The organism is Geodermatophilus sp. SYSU D00703 (assembly GCF_054050155.1).
Genome location: NZ_JBJGYU010000031.1, coordinates 1 through 18,657 on the forward strand (window position 1 = coordinate 1; position 18,657 = coordinate 18,657).

Sequence of the window (18,657 nt, forward strand, 5' to 3'; positions counted from 1 at the left end):
CATCAACCCAAAGAAACCCACAAAGGGGTTGTTACTTGGCACTGACTTTCGGCACGCTGTTGAGTTCTCAAGGAGCGGACGCGCAGGAAACCCGGCCTCACGGGCCCTCGCTCCTGGCGGCTTTTCCACGTTACGCCGCCCGTCGCGACTGTCAAGCCCGGGGTCTGTGACCCTGGCCGTCCTGCGCGGAGCGGCGTCACCCAGTTCGACCGGAGTCCCCGGGATGCTCTCCCGTGGCTCGCCCGACTACTGAGCGATCGGCACCCGGTCTGACCGGCGGGGCTCCGGGACTCGGTCCCGTCTCCCGCTCCGGTCTCGCCGGGCGCAGAGAGAAAGTTACGTGCGTGGGATGCCGGTGTCAAACCGACGGGCGGTGACGCCAGACACCCGGCCGAGACCCGTCCGTCACACGGTGTTCACACGCAGGTCAGGACGCCGTCGGACGGTGCACGCCGGCCACCGAGCGCTTGCCGCGGCGGAGGACCAGCCATCCTCCGGGCAGCCAGGTCTCCTCCCCCGGCGCGGCGTCGGCGTCGGTGACCCGCTCGTTGTTCAGGTACGCCCCGCCCTCCTTCACCGTGCGCCTGGCCTCGGAGAGGCTGCTGACCAGTCCGGTCTGCTGGAGGAGGTGGGCGATCGTCGGCGTCTCGCCGTCCACGGTCACCGAACCCGCCTCCCGCAGGGCCGCACCCAGCGTCTCCGGCCCGAGGGCGGCGAGGTCCTCGCGGCCGAACAGGGCGCGGCCGGCCGCCTCGGCCTGCCGCAGCTCGTCCGGGCCGTGGACGAGGAGGGTCAGCTCCTCGGCCAGGGCCCGCTGCGCCGTCCGTGCGGCCGGGCGTTCCACGCTCTCGGCGACCAGGGCCTCGACCTCCTCGGCCGGGCGCTCTGAGTACAGCGGCAGCCAGGCGCGGGCGTCGGCGTCCTCGGCGTTGAGCCAGAACTGGAAGAACGCGTACGGCGAGGTGAGCGTCGGGTCGAGCCAGACGGCACCGCCCTCGGACTTGCCGAACTTCGTGCCGTCGGACTTCGTGACCAGCGGGGTGGACAGGGCGTGCACCCGGGCACCCTCGGTGCGGCGGACGAGGTCGATGCCGGCGGTGAGGTTGCCCCACTGGTCGGAGCCACCCGTCTGCAGCGTCACCCCGTGCCGGCGGAACAGCTCACGGTAGTCGTTGGCCTGCAGGATCTGGTAGCTGAACTCGGTGTAGCTGATGCCGGCCTCGGAGTTGAGTCGCGCCGACACCGCCTCCTTGGCCAGCATCTGGCTGACCCGGAAGTGCTTGCCGAGGTCGCGCAGGAAGTCGATCGCGGAGACGGGTGCGGTCCACTCCAGGTTGTCCACGTAGACCGGGCCCTTCAGTCCCTCCGTCTCGGCGGGGACCTCGAGGAAGGGCGCCACCTGCTCGCGGATGCGGTCCACCCACGCGGCCACCGTGCTGCGGTCGTTGAGCTGGCGCTCCGCCGAGGGCCGCGGGTCGCCGATGAGGCCGGTGGCCCCGCCCACGAGGACGACGGGCTGGTGCCCGGCCCGCTGCAGGGCCCGCAGCACCATGAACTGGAGCAGGTGGCCGACGTGCAGGCTGGGGGCGGTCGGGTCGAAGCCGGCGTAGTAGGCGACCGGCCCCTCGGCGAGGTGGGCGCGCAGCGCGTCCTCGTCGGTGCTCTGGGCGATCAGCCCACGGCGGTGCAGCTCGTCGATCACGTCGGTCACGGGTACATCCTCGCTGGCGCTCGTCGTACCCGTGCCGGGGGTGCTGTGCCCCCGCGTGTCCTCGCGAGCTCGGTCACGACCGTCGATCCCGCCTCGCGACCCCCGGGCGGGGCCGACCCCCCGGCCGGAAGACGCTCACCGAGCCGGCGCCGGTCTCCCAGAACCGCCAGGGCAGCTCGGTCGCGACGCTGATGCCGACGCGCGGTCCCGTCGAGACCGCGGCGGGCGGCGTCCCGCGGTGCAGCCGGACCGGGCTGTCCGGGGACAGCAGGTCGGCCTCCTTGTCCTCCGGCCCGATGGCCAGGGCCTGGGTGAGCCGGGCCGGGCCGCGGGCGAGGTCCCGCGCCGTCCGGGCGGCGGGACGGCGGGCGCGCGCCAGCTCCTCCCCCACGACGACGTCCCCCGCCCGCAGCAGCACCGCCGAGCCGTGCCCCTCGGGGCCGACGACGACGTTGGCGCACCAGTGGACGCCGTAGCTGAAGTACACGTAGAGCCGGCCGGGCGGGCCGAACATGATCGCCGCCCGGGGCGTGGGCCCGCGGTGCGAGTGCGCCGCCGGATCCGTGCCGTTGCCGGCGTAGGCCTCCACCTCGGTGAGCCGCAGGCCCACCCGCCCCTCGGGGCGGTCGGTGACCAGCCAGCAGCCGAGCAGGGTGGGGGCGACGACGTCGGCCGCCCCGAGCAGCTCCTCCGGGGTGAGGAGCGGGCCGGGCCCGCCGTCCGAGGGCACGCTCAGAGGGCCGCCGCCACGGGTGAGGACGACGCCCACTCGGTGTGCCGCCGCGCCAGCTCGGCCAGCGCGGTCAGCTGCTCGGCGACCCGCTCGGGCGCCGTCCCGCCGCGGGCGCTGCGGGCGGCCAGGGCGCCGCGCACCGACAGCACCGACCGGACCTCGGGGGTCAGGCGCTCGTCGATGCCGGCCAGCTGGTCGTCGTCCAGCTCGTCGAGCTCCAGGCCGGCGCCCTCGCAGAACGCGACCATCTCGCCGCTGATCTCGTGCGCCGAGCGGAACGGCACCCCCTGACGGACCAGCCACTCCGCGACGTCGGTGGCCAGGGCGAAGCCCTGCGGCGCCGCGGCCTCGAGGACCTCCGGGCGCAGGGTGAGGGTGGCGACCATCCCGGTGACCGCCGGCAGGAGCAGGAGCAGCTGCTCCATGGAGTCGAAGACCGGCTCCTTGTCCTCCTGCAGGTCGCGGTCGTAGGCCAGCGGGAGCCCCTTGAGCACGGTGAGCAGCCCGGTGAGGTTGCCGACGAACCGGCCGGACTTGCCGCGGGCCAGCTCGGCGATGTCGGGGTTCTTCTTCTGCGGCATGATCGACGACCCGGTCGCCCAGGCGTCGTCGAGCCGGGCCCAGCCGAACTCCGTCGACGTCCAGAGCACGACCTCCTCCCCCAGCCGGGAGAGGTGGACGCCGATCAGGGCGGCGGCGAAGCAGAACTCGGCGGCGAAGTCGCGGTCGCTGACGCCGTCGATCGAGTTGTCCGAGGCGCGGTCGAAGCCGAGCTCGGCGGCGACGGCGTCCGGGTCCAGCGGCAGCGAGGAGCCGGCCAGGGCGCCGGAGCCGTAGGGGCTGACCGCTGTCCGCCGGTCCCAGTCGCGCAGCCGGTCGACGTCGCGGGAGAGCGCGTGCGCGTGGGCGAGCAGCTGGTGGGCGACGAGCACCGGCTGGGCGTGCTGGAGGTGGGTCATGCCGGGCGCGGCGACGTCGGCGTACCGCTCGGCGAGGCCGACCAGCGCGTACTCCAGCGAGGCCAGCTCGCCGACCAGGGTGCGGACGTGGTGGCGCAGGTACAGCCGCAGGTCGGTGGCGATCTGGTCGTTGCGGCTGCGGCCGGCGCGCAGCTTGCCGCCCAGCGGGCCGAGCTTGGCCGACAGCCCGCGCTCGAGCGCCTCGTGGACGTCCTCGTCGGCCTCGAGCGCGACGAAGGTGCCCGCCTCGACCTCGTTGGACAGCTCGGTGAGCGCCCGCAGCATCTGCTGCAGCTCGTCGTCGGTGAGCAGCCCCGCCCGGTGCAGCACCCGCGCGTGCGCCCGGGAGCCGGCCAGGTCGAACGGCGCCAGCTTCCAGTCGAAGTGGGTCGACTTGGACAGCGCCGCCATGGCCGGCGAGGGGCCGCCGCCGAAGCGGCCGCCCCACAGCCGGGTGCCCGAGGGTGCCGAGGTCACGGTTGGTCTTCCTCCAGGTCCGACTGCAGTTCGGGGTAGACGGCGGGCGAGCGCGCGGCGAGCGCGCGCAGGCGGTCGGCGAGGGCCGGGCCGCCGTCGGGGTCGCGGGAGACGACGAGCAGAGTGTCGTCCCCCGCGATCGTGCCGAGGACGTCGGGGAGGCCGACCTTGTCCAGCGCGGAGGCGAGGAACTGCGCGGCGCCCGGCGGTGTGCGCAGGACGGCGAGGTTGGCGCTGCCCTCGGCGCTGGTGACCAGGTCGGCCAGCAGCCGGGTCAACCGGGCCGGCGCGGTCTGCGCCGGCCGCAGCGGGGCGTTCTCCGGCGGCAGCACGTAGGACGCCGGGGCGCCGTCCGAGCCGCGGAGCTTGACCGCACCGAGGTCCTCGAGGTCGCGAGAGAGCGTGGCCTGGGTCACCTCGATGCCCGACTCGGCGAGCAGACCGGCGAGCTGGGACTGCGACGTGACTGGCTGGGCCTCGATCAGAGCGCGGATGCGGGCCTGGCGGGCGGAGCGGGTCACGGCGCCGGTCATCGCGACAGCAGCCAGGTGAGCAGCGCCTTCTGGGCGTGCAGCCGGTTCTCCGCCTCGTCCCACACGGCGCTCTGCGGCCCGTCGATCACCGCGGCGGCGATCTCCTTGCCGCGGTAGGCGGGCAGGCAGTGCAGCACGACCGCGTCGTCCGCGGCCCGGGCCAGGGCTGCCTCGTCCAGCGCGTAGGGCAGGAACGGCGCGACGCGGGCGTCGTACTCGTCCTCCTGCCCCATCGACACCCAGGTGTCGGTGACCAGGACGTCGGCGCCGTCGGCCGCGGCCGCGGCGTCGGCGGTCCAGCGGACCGAGCCGCCGGTCTGCGCCGCGACCTCCTCAGAGCGCTCCAGCACCTCCTTGGAGGGCTGGAACGCCTCCGGGGAGCCGATCCGGACGTGCATGCCGGCGGTGGCGCCGCCGAGCAGGTACGAGTGCGCCATGTTGTTGGCGCCGTCGCCGAGGTAGGTCAGCGTCAGCCCGGCCAGGGTGCCCCGGCGCTCGGCGATCGTCTGCAGGTCGGCGAGGATCTGGCACGGGTGGTACTCGTCGGTGAGCGCGTTGACCACCGGCACCCGACTGACCGAGGCCATCGCCTCGATGCGGTCCTGACCGAAGGTGCGCCACACGATCGCGGCGACCTGCCGGTCCAGCACGCGGGTGGTGTCCTCGACCGGCTCGCCGCGGCCCAGCTGGCTGGAGCCCGCGTCGATGACGAGCGGGTAGCCGCCGAGCTCCGCGACGCCGACGGAGAACGACACCCGGGTGCGGGTGGAGGGCTTGTCGAACAGCACCGCCACGGCCCGCGGGACGCCGTTGGGCGCGACCAGCGGGGTGGGCGCCTCGGCGGTGTGGCGCGTCCGCTTCAGCTCGGCCGCCAGTGCGAGGACCTCGGCCTGCTCGGCCGGCGTGAGGTCGTCGTCCTTGAGGAAGTGCCGGGTCACGGTGCAGTCTCCAGAGCGGTGTCCAGCGCGGCGGGAAGGGCCGCCACGAAGGCGTCGACCTGCGCGTCGGTCAGCACCAGGGACGGCGCCAGCCGCAGCACGTCGGGGGCGACGGCGTTGGTGAGGAAGCCGGCGTCCCGCAGGGCCGCCTCCAGGGCACCGGCGACCGGCGCGGTCAGGACGACGCCCAGCAGCGCGCCCCCGCCCCGGACGCCGCTGATCCCGGTGTGGCCCAGCCCCTCGATGCCGGCGGTGAACCGGTGCTCGAGCTCCTTGGCCCGCTCCAGCAGTCCCTCGTCGCGGATGGTGTCCAGCACGGCCAGCGCGGCCGCGGCGGCGATCGGGTTGCCGCCGAAGGTGGAGCCGTGCGAGCCGGCGGTCATCAGCTCGGCGGCCGGCCCGAAGGCGAGCGTGGCGCCGAGCGGCAGCCCGCCGCCGATCGCCTTGGCCAGCGTGACCACGTCGGGCTGCAGCCCGTCGGCCTGGTGCGCGAACCAGTGCCCGGTGCGGCCGGTGCCGGTCTGCACCTCGTCGACGGCGAACAGCGCCCCGGCGGCCCGCGCGGTCTCCGCCGCGGCCGGCAGGTAGCCGGCGGGCGCGGGCAGCACGCCGCCCTCCCCCAGCATCGGCTCGAGCAGCACCATCGCCGTCCGCTCGGAGACGGCGCCGGCCAGCGCGCCGGCGTCCCCGTAGGGCACGAACCGGACGCCGCCGGGCAGCGGGGCGAACGCGTCGGCCTTGCCCGGCTGGCCGGTGAGGGCGAGCGCGCCCATCGTCCGGCCGTGGAAGGAGCCCTCCGCGGTGACCACCTCGGTCCGGCCGGTCAGCCGGCTGATCTTGAACGCGGCCTCGTTGGCCTCGGCGCCGGAGTTGCAGAAGAACACCCGCCCGGGCCGGCCGGCCAGCTCGAGCAGCCGCTCCGCGAGGGCCACGCCGGGCTCGTGCATCGCCAGGTTGGAGACGTGCCCGAGGGTCTGCACCTGCTTCGTGACCGCCTCGACGACCTTCGGGTGGGCGTGCCCGAGGATCGTCGTGGCGATGCCGCCGAGCAGGTCGGTGTACTCGCGGCCGTCGACGTCCCAGACGGTGGCCCCGGCGCCGCGCGCGAGCGCGACCGGCGGGGTCTTGTAGTTGCTCATCATCACGGCCGACCAGCGGGTGGCCAGCTCCTCCGTGCGGGTCATGCCGGCTCCTCCCGGTGCGCCGTGTCCGAGGGTGCGGCTGGGACGACCATCGTCCCGGTGCCCTCGGTGGTGAACATCTCCAGCAGCAGGGCGTGCGGCGACCGGCCGTCGACGACGGTCGCGCGGTTCACCCCGCCGTTGACCGCCCGCAGGCAGGCGGTCATCTTCGGGATCATCCCGGCGTCCAGCGTGGGCAGGATCTCGACCAGCTCGGCGGCGTCGATCTGCTGGACCAGCGAGTCCCGGTCGGGCCAGTCGGCGTAGAGCCCCTCGACGTCGGTGAGGACGACGAGCTTGACCGCGCCGAGCGCGACGGCCAGCGCGGCCGCGGCGGTGTCGGCATTGACGTTGTGCACGACGCCGTCCGCGTCCGGGGCGACGGTGGCGACCACCGGGATGTGCCCGGACTCGAGCAGCGCGGTGACCGGCGTGGGGTCGACCGCGACGACGTCGCCGACCAGGCCGACGTCCACCGGCCGGCCGTCGACGAGCGCGTGCGTGCGGGCGGCGGTGAACAGCCCGCCGTCCTCCCCCGACAGGCCGACCGCCAGCGGGCCGTGCTGGTTGATGAGCCCGACCACCTCGGGGGTGACCTGGCCCGTCAGCACCATCCGGACGACGTCGATCGTCTCGGGCGTGGTGACCCGCAGCCCGCCGCGGAACTCGCTCTCGATGCCGAGCCGCCCGAGCATCTCGGTGATCTGCGGGCCGCCGCCGTGGACGACGACCGGGTGGATGCCGCACGTCCGCAGGAACACCATGTCCTCGGCGAAGGCGCGCCGGCACTCCTCGTCGACCATGGCGTGCCCGCCGTACTTCACGACGACCACGTTGCCGTGGAACTCCTTGAGCCACGGCAGCGCGCCGGTGAGGACGGCGACCTTGCGCCGGTCGCCCTCGGGGTCGTAGGTGCGCATGACCCGGCGGGTGCCGACCTTCCTCGGGGGCCGCAGTTCGTCGACCCGGACGTCGGGCGGGGTGGGGTCCTGCGCGTCCGGGTCGTGCGCGGTGCTCACGTGGGGTTCCGGCTCGCTGTGGCTCATGTGGAGTACGCCGAGTTCTCGTGGACGTAGGCGATGGACAGGTCGTTGGTCCAGATCGTCGCCTGTTCCGTACCCGCCCTCAGGTCGACGTCGATGGTGATCGCGCGGCCGGTGAGGTCCACCCCCTCGCGCGGGTCGCCGATCGCGCCGCCGCGGCAGACGGTCACGCCGTTGATGGTCACGTCGACCCGGTCGGGCTCGAACGCCGCGTCGGTGGTGCCGATCGCGGCGAGCACCCGGCCCCAGTTGGGGTCGTTGCCGAACAGCGCCGTCTTCAGCAGGTTGTTGCGCGCGCAGGCCCGGCCGGCGGTGAGGGCGTCCTCGACGCTCGCGGCGTTGCGGACGGTGATCGCGATGTCCTTGGTCGAGCCCTCCGCGTCGGCCAGCAGCTGCATCGCCAGGTCGGTGGCCGCGGCGGTGAGCGCCTCGGCGACCTCCTCCGCGGACGGCGTGACCCCGCTGGCGCCGCTGGCCATCACGAGCACCGTGTCGTTGGTCGACAGGCAGCCGTCGGAGTCGACCCGCTCGAAGCTCACGCCGGTGGCCTGCTTCAGCGCCGTCTGCAGGACGTCGGCCGGGACGACGGCGTCGGTGGTGAGGACCACGAGCATCGTGGCCAGGCTGGGGGCGAGCATGCCGGCGCCCTTGGCCATGCCGCCGACGGTCCAGCCGTCGCGGGCCTGCACCGTCGTCTTCGGGACGCTGTCGGTGGTCATGATCGCCAGCGCGGCGTCCTGGCCGCCGTCGGCGCGGAGCGCCTTCGCGGCGGCGGTGACCCCGGCGGTCAGCTTCTCCATCGGCAGCCGGACGCCGATCAGCCCGGTGGAGGCGACAGCGACGTCGATCGCGCCGATGCCGAGTTCCGCGGCGACGTGCTCGGCGGTGGCGTGGGTGTCCTGGAAGCCCTCGGCCCCGGTGCAGGCGTTGGCACCGCCGGAGTTGAGGGCGACCGCCTGCACCCGGCCGGTGGCGAGGACCTGCCGGCTCCACTGCACCGGCGCGGCCGGGAAGCGGTTGGTCGTGAAGACGGCGGCCGCGGCGTCGTCCGGGCCGTCGTTGACGACGAGGGCGACGTCGTTCGCGCCGGTGCTCTTGAGGCCGGCCGCGACACCGGCGGCCCGGAAGCCCTGCGGGGCGGTGACCGTCACGGGGCCACCCCCACCACGGGGAGGCCGGTGGTCTCCGGCAGGCCGAGGGCGAGGTTGGCGCACTGGATCGCCGCTCCCCCGGTGCCCTTGGTCAGGTTGTCGACCGCGGCGACGACGACCAGCCGGCCGGCGTCGGGGTCGACCGCGACCTGCAGCGCGACGGTGTTGGCCCCGAGGACCTGCGCCGTCGTCGGCCACTGCCCCTCCGGGAGCAGGTGCACGAACGGCTCGTCGGCGTAGGCCTTCTCGTACGCGGCCCGGGCCGTGGCGGCGTCCGTGCCCGGCGTCAGCGGCGCCGAGCACGTGGCGAGGATGCCCCGGCTCATCGGCACGAGCGTCGGGGTGAAGCTGACGGTCACCGGGCTGCCGGCGGCCTGCGAGAGGTTCTGCACCATCTCGGGCGTGTGCCGGTGCACGCCGCCGACGCCGTAGGCGCTCACCGAGCCCATGACCTCGCTGCCCAGCAGGTGCGGCTTGGGCGACTTGCCTGCGCCGGAGGTGCCGCTGGCGGCGACCACGACGACGTCGGGCTCGACCAGCCCGGCGGCCAGCGCGGGCGCCACCGCGAGGGTGACCGAGGTCGGGTAGCAGCCGGGCACGGCGATCCGCCGGGCACCCGTGAGCTGCTCCCGCTGCCCGGGCAGCTCCGGCAGGCCGTACGGCCAGGAGCCGGCGTGCTCGCCGCCGTACCAGCGGGCCCAGGCCGCCGGGTCGTTGAGCCGGTGGTCGGCGCCGCAGTCGATGACGAGGGTGTCCTCGGGCAGCTGCGCGGCGATCGCGGCCGACTCCCCGTGCGGCAGCGCCAGGACGACGACGTCGTAGCCGGCGAGGTCGGCCGGGCCGCTGGGCCGCACCTCGAGGTCGGCGTAGGGCAGCAGGTGGGGCTGCAGCTCACCGAGGCGTCGGCCGGCGCTGGAACTGGCGTGCACCCCGGCCAACCGCAGGCTCGGGTGCCCGGCCAGCAGCCGGCACACCTCTCCCCCCGCGTACCCGGTGGCGCCGGTGACCCCGACCGTCCACGTCTGCCCTGTGCTCACGCTGCATGACCATACACGACCATGCATGACCGTTCATCGGCTTTGTCGCTGCCGCACGCGCACACATCACCCCAGCGCGGTCGTGCTCTGCGTGCGCAGGGGACGCATAGCACGACTGCGCCGGAGCGGACGGGGCGGCCCGCGACGCGGGTGGGGACCGGTCAGGCCAGCGGGTCGCCGTCGCCGTAGGGACGCAGGCGGAGCTGCCGGGCGGCGTCGTCCGGGGTGGTCGCGCGGAGGACGGCGGGCTCGTCCACGCCGGCGCGCAGGAAGCGGCCCGACCACGCGTCGAGCTCCCCGCCGGCGATCGCGGTGACCAGGTCGACCACCTGCTCCGGCGGCGTCCAGGCGGTGAACCCCCGCCACATCGGCATCGCGCGGGTCATCGGGGTGTCGACGACGCCCGGCGCCACGTCGAAGACGCGGACGTCGGTCCCCTCCAGCGCCCCGGCCAGCGCCTCGGTGAGCCGCATCAGCCCGGTCTTGGCCACCGAGTAGGCCGAGTACTCCGGGCGGGCGCGCAGACTCATGCCGCTGGCCAGGTCGACCACCCGCCCGCGGTTGCGCAGCACCATCCACGGCACCACCGCGCGGCAGAGCAGGAAGGCCCCGCGGACGTGGCTCTCCACGACCGACCACCACTGGTCGGGGTCGGCCTCCCAGAGCGGCTCCTCGGCGGCGTCGATGACACCGGCGTTGTTGACCAGCAGGTCGACCGGGCCGAGCTCCTCCCGGACCCGCGCGACGGCGTCGTCCACCGCCGTCCGGTCGGTGACGTCGGCGGCCACGGCGAGCGTGCGGGCCCCGGTGGCCGCGGCGACCTCGTCCATCGCCGCGGCCAGCCGCTCGCCGTTGCGCGCGAGCCCGGCCACCGCCGCGCCGCGCTCGGCCAGCCCCCGCGCGAGGTGCCGGCCGATGCCGGAGGAGGCCCCGGTGACCAGCGCGACCTGGCCCGTGAGTGCAGCGCCCCCGTCGGCCCCCTGCAGGGTCCCGCCGCGAGCCGGCGAGTGGCGGGGGGCAGGGGCTCCTTCGTCAGGCACGGAGCTCGGCGCCGGTCCGCGCGGCGGCGGCCGCGACCGCCGCGTCGCGCACCGCGGTGGCCTCCTCGCTGGTCAGCGTGCGGTCGGCCGCCCGCAGGGTCAGCGCGTACGCCAGCGAGCGGGACCCGGCCGGCACCGGCGGGCCGGTGTAGACGTCGAACAGCCGCAGCGACTCCAGCAGCTCGCCGGCGCCCTCCCGCAGGGCGGCGTCCACCTCGGCGGCGGCCACCTCGTCGCGGACCACGAGGGCGACGTCGACCAGCACCGGCGGGAAGGTCGAGATCCGCGGGCCGACCGGCACCGGGGCCTGCGGCAGCGCGTCGACGTCGAGCTCCATCACCGACGTGCGGGCCGGCAGGTCCAGCGCGGCGCACACCCGCGGGTGCAGCTCGCCGGCGTGGCCGACGACCCGGTCGCCGACCAGCAGCTCGGCGCAGCGGCCCGGGTGCCAGGGCGCCCGCTCCCCCGCCCGCACGGTCAGCTCGACGCCCGCGGCCGCCGCCACCCGGCGCGCGGCCTCCACCGCGTCGGCCCAGCCCGCCGGACGGCCGGGCCCCCACCAGCCGCGCGGCTCGCGGTTGCCCGCCAGCGCCACGCCGACGTGCCAGGGCTGGGCGGGCACCGCGCCGAGCAGAACGGCGAGGGTCTCGTCGTCCGGACGGCGGTCGACCCCGGGCAGCGGCGCGGGCGTGCGGACCCCGCCCGGGAACACCGCGCCGTGCTCGAACAGCGCGACGTCGCGCCGGCCGCGGGAGAGGTTGCGGGCCAGGGCGGCCAGCAGGCCCGGCAGCAGCGTGGTGCGCAGCGCCGGCTCCTCTTCCGACAGCGGGTTGCGGACCAGCACGACCTCGCGGCGCGGGTCGTCCTCGGCCAGCCCCAGGGCGTCGAGGACGGCGGTCCCGACGAACGGGTAGGACGGCGCCTCGACGTACCCGGCCTCGGCGAGGGTGCGGCCGATCGCGCGGCGGCGGCGCTGGGTCTCGGTGAGCCCACGGCCGGGTGGCGCGGTGGGCAGCACCGACGGGACGTCGTCGTAGCCGGCCAGCCGGACGACCTCCTCGACCAGGTCGGCCGGATCGGTGAGGTCGGGGCGCCAGGACGGCGGGGTGACCGCGAGCGACCCGGCGTCCCCGTCGACGGAGCAGCCGACCGTGGCCAGCAGCTCGACGACCTGGGCCGGCGGGTAGGGCACGCCCGCGACCCGGCCGGGCAGGGCGGCGTCCAGGGAGATGGTCGGCCGGGGACCGCGGGTGTCGACGTCCACCGGCGTGCCGACGACCTTCGCCCCGCCGTACTCGCCGAGCAGCGCCGCGGCGCGGGCCAGCGCCACCATGGTCATCTCCGGGTCGACGCCGCGCTCGAAGCGCTTGGCCGCCTCGCTGGGCAGCCGGTGCCGGCGGGCGGTGCGCGCCACGCCGGTCGGCTCCCAGTGGGCGGCCTCGAGCAGCACGTTCGTGGTGCCGTCGCCGATCTCGGTGGACGCCCCGCCCATGACCGCCGCCAGGCCGATCGGCCCGGAGTCGTCGGTGATCAGCAGGTCGTCGGGGTCCAGCGCCCGGTCGACGCCGTCGAGGGTGGTCAGCCGCTCCCCCGTCCGCGCGCGGCGCACCCCGATCGGGCCGCTGACCCGGTCGCAGTCGAAGGCGTGCATCGGCTGGCCGAGCTCGAGCATCACGTAGTTGGTGACGTCGACGGCCAGCGAGATGCTGCGGACGGCGGACTGCGCCAGTCGGCGGCGCATCCACCACGGCGTGGGCGCGGTCGGGTCCAGGCCCTCGAGCGCGATCATCGAGAACCGGTCGCAGCGGTCGGCGTCCGCGACGGCGACCTGCCAGGCCGGCTCGCCCGACCAGGCCGGCGGGGTGGCCGCACCCGGGTCGCGCCAGTCCACGCCCAGGCCGGTGCCCATCTCGCGGGCGATGCCGCGCATGGACAGGCAGTAGCCGCGGTCCGGGGTGACGGCCAGCTCGATGACGACGTCGTCCAGCCCGACGACCGGGCCGGCCGGGGTGCCGGGCGCGGGGGCGTCGTCCCCGAGCACCAGGATCCCGGCGTGGTCCTCGCCGATGCCGAGCTCGCGGACCGAGCAGATCATCCCGTCCGAGACGCGGTCGTAGGTCTTCCGCGAGGCGATCGCGAAGCCGCCGGGCAGGACGGCGCCGGGCAGCGCGACGACGACGGCGTCCCCGGCGGCGAAGTTGGTGGCCCCGCAGACGATGCCCCGGGGCTCGCCCTCCCCGACGTCGACCTGGCAGAAGCGGATCGGCTTCTTGAAGCCGGTCAGCTCCTCGACCTCCAGCACCCGCCCGACGACGAGCGGGCCGCTGACCTCCTCGGGCCGGTGGACCGCCTCCACCTCGAGGCCGAGCCGCACGAAGGCGGTGTCGAGGTCCTCGACGGGGATCCCCCCGGGGAGGTCGACGTGCTCGGCCAGCCAGCCGATGGGGACCCTCACTGCTGCTCCGTCCTGATCTCGTCGGTCGTGCTCACTGCTCGGCCCCGAACGCCGTGGTGAACCGGACGTCGCCCTCGACCATGTCGCGCATGTCGGTGATCCCCGACCGGAACATCAGGCCGCGCTCGATGCCCAGGCCGAAGGCGAAGCCGCTGTACTCGTCGGGGTCGACGCCGCAGGCCACCAGCACCCGCGGGTTGACCATCCCGCAGCCGCCCCACTCGACCCAGCGCGGGCCGTCACGGTGCTCGGGGAACCAGACGTCGAACTCCGCCGACGGCTCGGTGAACGGGAAGTACGACGGCCGCCAGCGGGTGACCGCGTCCGCGCCGAACAGCGTGCGCGCCAGCTGGTCGAGGGTGCCGCGCAGGTGGGCCATGGTCAGCCCCCGGTCGACGGCCAGGCCCTCGATCTGGTGGAAGACCGGGGTGTGCGTCGCGTCGAGCTCGTCGGTCCGGTAGACGCGGCCCGGCGCGACGACGTAGATCGGGGGGGTGCGCGAGAGCATCGTGCGGGCCTGCACCGGGCTGGTGTGCGTGCGCAGCACCAGGCCGGAGTCCTCGTCCTGGTCCCGCCCACCCGCGATGAAGAAGGTGTCCATCATCGTGCGCGCCGGGTGGTCGCGGCCGATGTTGAGCGCGTCGAAGTTCAGCCACTCCGCCTCGACCTCCGGGCCGTCGGCGACCTCGTAGCCCATCCCGACGAAGACGTCGGTGATCCGCTCGGTGAGCGTGGTCAGCGGGTGCCGGGCACCGCGGGGGGTGCGGTCCCAGGGCAGCGTGACGTCGACCCGCTCCTCGGCCAGCACCCGGGCGTCGCGCTCGGCCTCGAGCTCGGCGAGGCGGGCGGCGTAGGCCTCGGTGACGGCGACCCGGGCGGCATTGACCCGCTTGCCGGCGTCCGACCGCGCGGCCGGGGGCAGCGCGCCCAGCTCGCGGCGGGCGAGCAGCACCGGCGCCCGGTCGCCGAGGTGGGCCGGCCGGACGGCGGCGAGCTCCGCGAGGTCGCCGGCCTCCGCGAACGCCTTCCGGGCCTCGGCGACGGCGGTCTCGAGGGCCTCGGCGGAGAGGGCGGCGACCTGCTTGGGGTCGTAGGGGTCGTTGGCGCCAGACACGGGAGGCCATTCTGCCCGCCGCTGCCGCCGCCCCGCGCACGGGTTTGCCGGGTCCGCGGGACGGACGAGATCGGCGATCTCGCCCCGACGGGTGCGCGCCTGCGGGCGACATCGGCGATCTCGCCGGAGAGGTGCCAGATCCCGCAGCGCGACTGCCGACCTGCTCGCGGCGCGGGGCCGGTCGCCGGGCGGGTGCTAGAACCGGGGACGGGGTGCGCACCGGGCGTGCCGGGGCGGGGGTCTGCTGTGGCGGTGCTGCTGGCGCTGGCCAGCGCGGTGGTCTACGGGATGGCCGACTTCCTCGGGGGGCTGGCCACCCGGCGGGCGACCGCGTTCGCCGTCGTCGCGCTGTCGCAGGCCGCAGGGCTGACCGCGCTGCTGCTCCTGCTGCCCTGGCTCGGCGGGGAGCCCACGCCCGCCGACCTGCTCTGGGGTGCGACCGCCGGCGTGGCCGGGGCCGCCGGGCTGGTCCTGTTCTACCGGGCGCTGGCCGGCGGCGTGATGAGCGTCGTCGCCCCGGTGACGGCGGTGTCGGCGGCCGCGCTGCCGGTGCTCGGCGGCCTGGCGCTCGGCGAGCGGATGCCCTGGTGGGCGGTCCTCGGCATCGTGCTCGCGCTGGTCGCCGTCGTCCTGGTGGCCGCCGAGGAGGGCCTGGGCTCGCTGCGCCGCGCCCGCCCCGCCAGCCTGGTGCCGGCCCTGGCCGCCGGCGCGGGGTTCGGCCTGTTCTTCGTGCTGCTCGACCGCACGCGGGAGGCCGCCGAGCTGAGCCCGCTGGTCGCCGCGCGGGTGGTCTCGGTGGCGCTGGTCGTCGTCCTCGCGCTGGTCGCCGGCCGGTCGCTGCGCATGCCCCGCAGCGCGCTGCCCATCGTCCTGGTGGCCGGCGTCGGCGACATGGCGGCCAACGCGCTGTTCCTGCTCGCCACGCAGCAGGGGCAGCTGGCCATCACCGGCGTGCTCGCCTCCCTGTACCCGGTGAGCACCGTCGTCCTCGCCCAGGTCGTGCTCCGGGAGCGGCTGGCCCGCACCCAGGTCGCCGGCCTCGCGGCGGCCGGCGTGGCGGTCGTGCTCATCGCGCTGCCCGCCTGACCTCCTCCGATGGGATGAGCGGCGGCGTTCCCGGCTCGTCCTCGAGACCGCCGCGTCCGAACACGAGTGCGTGGGAACCTCCTCGACCCAGCTCCACGACGTGCTGCGGCGGGACGCCGTCCGCAGCGTCTTCCAGCCCATCGTCGACCTCGAGACCGGTCGCGTCGTCGCGTACGAGGCACTCGCGCGGGGCCCGGAGGGACCGCTGGAGCGGCCCGACGCCCTCTTCGCCGCCGCCCGCGCGGCCGGCCTGCTGGCCGAGCTCGACGCCGCCTGCCGCACCGCGGCACTGCGCGGCGCGGTGGCGCAGGGACTGACCGCCCCGCTCACCCTGTTCGTCAACGTCGAGCCCGAAGTGCTCGACCGCGCGCCGATGGAGGAGCTGCTCGGCATCGCGTCGGCGGCGCCGGGCGGGCTGCGGGTGGTCCTGGAGATCACCGAGCGGGCGCTGGCCGCCCGGCCCGCGGAGCTGCTGCGCACCGTCGAGCGGGTGCGGGAGGTGGGCTGGGGCGTCGCGGTGGACGACGTGGGCGCCGAGCCCCTCTCGCTGGCGTTCATGCCGCTGCTGCGCCCCGACGTGGTCAAGCTCGACCTGCGGCTGGTGCAGGAGCGGCCGAGCCCGGTGATCGCCGAGATCATGAACGCGGTCAACGCGCACGCCGAGCGCACCGGCGCCGTCGTGCTCGCCGAGGGCATCGAGGACGCTGCGCAGCTGGCGATGGCCCGGGCGCTGGGTGCGACCCTCGGCCAGGGTTGGCTGTTCGGCCGGCCCGGCCCCGGCCCGGTGCCCGGCGCGCCGACGGCGGCGCTGGCGCTGCCCTCGCGGCGGCCGGACACCGTCACCGAGGACGCCGCCGTCTCGCCCTTCGCCTGCCTCCCGGACGGCGCCCGGCTGCGGCAGGCGCCCAAGGCGCTGCTGATCGAGCTGTCCAAGCAGCTGGAGCGGGAGGCGCTGCGCCTCGGCCCGGCCTCGGTCGTCGCCGCGACCTTCCAGGAGGCCCGCCACTTCACGCCGTCGACCACGCAGCGCTACCGCGACCTCGTGGAGCGGACCGGGTTCGTCTGCACCCTCGGCGAGGACCTGCCGGTCGAGCCCCTGCCCGGCCTGCGCCGGGCCCCGCTCGACCCCGCCGACCCCGTCCGCGGCGAGTGGGACGTCGCCGTCCTCGGTCCGCACTTCGCCGCGGCGCTGCTCGCCCGCGACCTCGGCGACGAGGGCCCCGACGAGGAGCGGCGGTTCGCCTACGCCCTGACCTACGACCGCGACACCGTCGTCCGGGCCGCCGCCGCCCTGCTGGCCCGGGTGGCGCCCCGCAGCGGTGCCCGCCCGGCCGCACCCGTCCGGGCGGTGCCGCTCCCGGCGGCGGTGCCCTCCGTCCTGCCCGCGGCCCACGCGCTGCTGCACCGGGCGCTGGAGGCCACGCCCAGCGGGGTCTCGATCGTCGACGTCCGGCTGCCCGACCAGCCGCTGGTCTACGTCAACCCGGCCTTCGAGCGGCTCGCGGGCCTGCCCCGGGAGGAGGTGCTGGGCCGCAACTGCCGCTTCCTGCAGGGCCCGGACACCGACCCGGTCGCGGTCACCGAGGTGCGCCGGGCGATCGCCGCGGGCGAGGAGTGGCGGGTGACCGTGCTCAACCACCGCGGGCCCGAGCGGACGCCGTGGTGGAACGAGCTGCACGTGACCCCGGTCCCCGGGCCGGACGGCGAGGTCGCGCAGTACATCGGCGTCCAGGTCGACGTCACCGCCCGGGTCGAGGCCGAGCGGGCACTGGCCCGGGAGCGTGATCGCGCCTCCGGCTACCGCGCCCGGCTCGAGGAGCTGGCCGGCACCGACCCGCTGACCGGCCTGCCGGACCGGCGGCGGCTGGCCGACGAGGTGGAGACCGCGATCTGGAGCGCCCGCGCCGGCGACGACGCGCTCGCCCTGGTCCTCGTCGACGTCGACGGCGTCATCGCGGCCACCAACGTGTGGGGCCACGGCGCCGGGGACGACCTGCTGTGCGCCGTCGCCCAGCGGGTGCGGGCCGTGCTGCGCCGCCGCGACCTGGTCGGCCGGCTCGGCGGGCACGAGCTGGTGGTGGCGCTGCGCGAGCTGGACCCGCGGACCGCCGGCGTCGAGGCGCGCCGGATCGCCGGCGAGCTGCTGGCGGCCGTGCACGGGCCGGTGCCGCTGGACGGCGCGGAGCTGCCGGCCGGGGTCCGGGTGGGCGTGAGCGTCTTCCCCGAGGACGGCGCGGACTTCGCCGAGCTGCTCCGGACGGCCGCCCTGCGCCGGTACGAGCGACCGACGACGGCGGCCGCGGGGGAGGGCTGAGCGCGGTGCCTCTCCCCTGCGAGAGAGCGGCGCCTCTCTACTGCGAGAGCTGGGTCGTGTAGAGGCAGATCGCCGCGGCGGCGGCGAGGTTGAGGCTCTCGGCCCGGCCGCGCATCGGGATCCGCACCCGTGCGTCGGCGAGCGCGGCCAGCTCGGCCGGCACGCCGCGGGCCTCGTTGCCGAACAGCCACACGACCGGCCCGGCCAGCCGGCCGGCGGCGGCGACCTCGTCGAGGGCGGCCTCGCCCCCGCCGTCCGCGGCGAGGACGGTGGCGCCGGCGGCCTGCAGCCTGGGCAGCAGATCGGGCAGGGGCGCCCGGCGGACGACGTCGACGTGGAAGAGACTGCCCGCGCTGGAGCGCACCGCCTTCCCGCCGTAGGGGTCGGCCGAGCCCGCCCCGAAGACGACCGCGCCGGCGCCGCACGCGTCGGCGGTGCGCAGCACGGTGCCGGCGTTGCCCGGGTCGGCGAGCTCCGCCAGCGCGACGGTCAGGGGCGGCGGGTCGGCCACCACGGCGTCGGCCGGCACGTCGCGCAGCGTGCAGACGGCGACCAGCCCCTGCGGGGTGACCGTCTCCGACAGCGACGCGGCGGCCTTCTCCGTCACCGACCGCACGGGCACCGGCGTCCCGGCCAGCAGGTCGGCGTGCGCCGCCGCGGCCGCCCCGGTGACGAACACCTCGCGCACCCCGGCCGGGTCGGCGAGGGCCTCGGCGACGGCCTGCCGCCCCTCGGCGAGGAACAGGCCGGCGGCGTCCCGGCCGGCCCGCCGGGTGAGCTTGCGCGCGACCGCGACCCGCGTGGACCGCTCGGTCAGCGGCTCCACTCGTCCTCCTCCCTCACGTCGGGATCAGCCCCACACAGACCGACGCCGCCGGTGCCGGT

15 protein-coding genes are annotated in these 18,657 nt (G+C 76.0%); 2 read left to right on the forward strand and 13 right to left on the reverse strand.

What is annotated here, in order from left to right; all coding sequences use genetic code 11:
* Positions 1 to 427: 427 nt before the first annotated feature.
* The 12 genes from tyrS to pheS form a co-directional block, all read right to left on the reverse strand.
* Positions 428 to 1,711 carry a tyrosine--tRNA ligase gene (gene tyrS, locus ACI782_RS21200; protein WP_456912075.1) on the reverse strand — a complete coding sequence of 428 codons (1,284 nt, stop codon included), beginning with the start codon at positions 1,709 to 1,711 and terminating at the stop codon, positions 428 to 430.
* Between the two features lie 73 nt (positions 1,712 to 1,784).
* The gene (locus ACI782_RS21205) at positions 1,785 to 2,441 is read right to left on the reverse strand and encodes a DNA-3-methyladenine glycosylase (protein ID WP_456912076.1); all 657 of its coding nucleotides are present in this window, start codon (positions 2,439 to 2,441) and stop codon (positions 1,785 to 1,787) included.
* A 2-nt stretch (positions 2,442 to 2,443) separates the two neighbouring features.
* The gene (gene argH, locus ACI782_RS21210; protein ID WP_456912077.1) at positions 2,444 to 3,880 is read right to left on the reverse strand and encodes an argininosuccinate lyase; all 1,437 of its coding nucleotides are present in this window, start codon (positions 3,878 to 3,880) and stop codon (positions 2,444 to 2,446) included.
* A complete protein-coding gene (locus tag ACI782_RS21215) occupies positions 3,877 to 4,401 on the reverse strand; it encodes an arginine repressor (RefSeq protein WP_456912078.1) in 525 nt (174 codons plus the stop codon). Before ACI782_RS21215 ends, argH begins: the two co-directional genes overlap by 4 nt.
* A gap of 8 nt (positions 4,402 to 4,409) precedes the next feature.
* Positions 4,410 to 5,351, reverse strand: coding sequence for an ornithine carbamoyltransferase (gene argF / locus ACI782_RS21220; RefSeq protein WP_456912079.1), 942 nt, complete (start codon positions 5,349 to 5,351; stop codon positions 4,410 to 4,412).
* Positions 5,348 to 6,535, reverse strand: coding sequence for an acetylornithine transaminase (locus ACI782_RS21225; protein WP_456912080.1), 1,188 nt, complete (start codon positions 6,533 to 6,535; stop codon positions 5,348 to 5,350). Before ACI782_RS21225 ends, argF begins: the two co-directional genes overlap by 4 nt.
* Positions 6,532 to 7,551 carry an acetylglutamate kinase gene (argB, locus tag ACI782_RS21230; RefSeq protein ID WP_456912081.1) on the reverse strand — a complete coding sequence of 340 codons (1,020 nt, stop codon included), beginning with the start codon at positions 7,549 to 7,551 and terminating at the stop codon, positions 6,532 to 6,534. The genes ACI782_RS21225 and argB overlap by 4 nt, the downstream gene beginning before the upstream one ends.
* 23 nt (positions 7,552 to 7,574) lie before the next feature.
* Entirely contained in the window at positions 7,575 to 8,726 is a 1,152-nt protein-coding gene (gene argJ / locus ACI782_RS21235) for a bifunctional glutamate N-acetyltransferase/amino-acid acetyltransferase ArgJ (protein WP_456912082.1), read from the reverse strand.
* Positions 8,723 to 9,763 (reverse strand): N-acetyl-gamma-glutamyl-phosphate reductase, encoded by a 1,041-nt coding sequence (argC, locus tag ACI782_RS21240; RefSeq protein WP_456912083.1) that lies wholly within the window; start codon positions 9,761 to 9,763, stop codon positions 8,723 to 8,725. The genes argJ and argC overlap by 4 nt, the downstream gene beginning before the upstream one ends.
* Before the next feature lie 161 nt (positions 9,764 to 9,924).
* Positions 9,925 to 10,803: an SDR family NAD(P)-dependent oxidoreductase gene (locus tag ACI782_RS21245; RefSeq protein ID WP_456912084.1), complete on the reverse strand. Its 879-nt coding sequence runs from the start codon at positions 10,801 to 10,803 to the stop codon at positions 9,925 to 9,927.
* Positions 10,796 to 13,258 (reverse strand): phenylalanine--tRNA ligase subunit beta, encoded by a 2,463-nt coding sequence (pheT, locus tag ACI782_RS21250; protein ID WP_456912085.1) that lies wholly within the window; start codon positions 13,256 to 13,258, stop codon positions 10,796 to 10,798. Before pheT ends, ACI782_RS21245 begins: the two co-directional genes overlap by 8 nt.
* 31 nt (positions 13,259 to 13,289) lie before the next feature.
* The gene (gene pheS, locus ACI782_RS21255) at positions 13,290 to 14,372 is read right to left on the reverse strand and encodes a phenylalanine--tRNA ligase subunit alpha (protein WP_456912086.1); all 1,083 of its coding nucleotides are present in this window, start codon (positions 14,370 to 14,372) and stop codon (positions 13,290 to 13,292) included.
* A 246-nt stretch (positions 14,373 to 14,618) separates the two neighbouring features.
* Between pheS and ACI782_RS21260 the strand changes: the two genes are divergently transcribed.
* Together ACI782_RS21260 and ACI782_RS21265 are read left to right on the forward strand one after the other, a co-directional pair.
* A complete protein-coding gene (locus ACI782_RS21260; protein ID WP_456912087.1) occupies positions 14,619 to 15,458 on the forward strand; it encodes an EamA family transporter in 840 nt (279 codons plus the stop codon).
* A gap of 70 nt (positions 15,459 to 15,528) precedes the next feature.
* Positions 15,529 to 17,772, forward strand: coding sequence for an EAL domain-containing protein (locus ACI782_RS21265; protein ID WP_456912088.1), 2,244 nt, complete (start codon positions 15,529 to 15,531; stop codon positions 17,770 to 17,772).
* 37 nt (positions 17,773 to 17,809) lie between these two features.
* On the opposite strand, the gene ACI782_RS21270 is transcribed toward ACI782_RS21265, so the two are convergent.
* Positions 17,810 to 18,598: a TrmH family RNA methyltransferase gene (locus tag ACI782_RS21270; protein ID WP_456912089.1), complete on the reverse strand. Its 789-nt coding sequence runs from the start codon at positions 18,596 to 18,598 to the stop codon at positions 17,810 to 17,812.
* Positions 18,599 to 18,657: the final 59 nt, after the last annotated feature.

Excerpts from the sequence above, each read along its gene's own strand:
- ACI782_RS21225 (WP_456912080.1), bottom strand. The coding sequence starts at position 6,535 with ATGACCCGCACGGAGGAGCTGGCCACCCGCTGGTCGGCCGTGATGATG.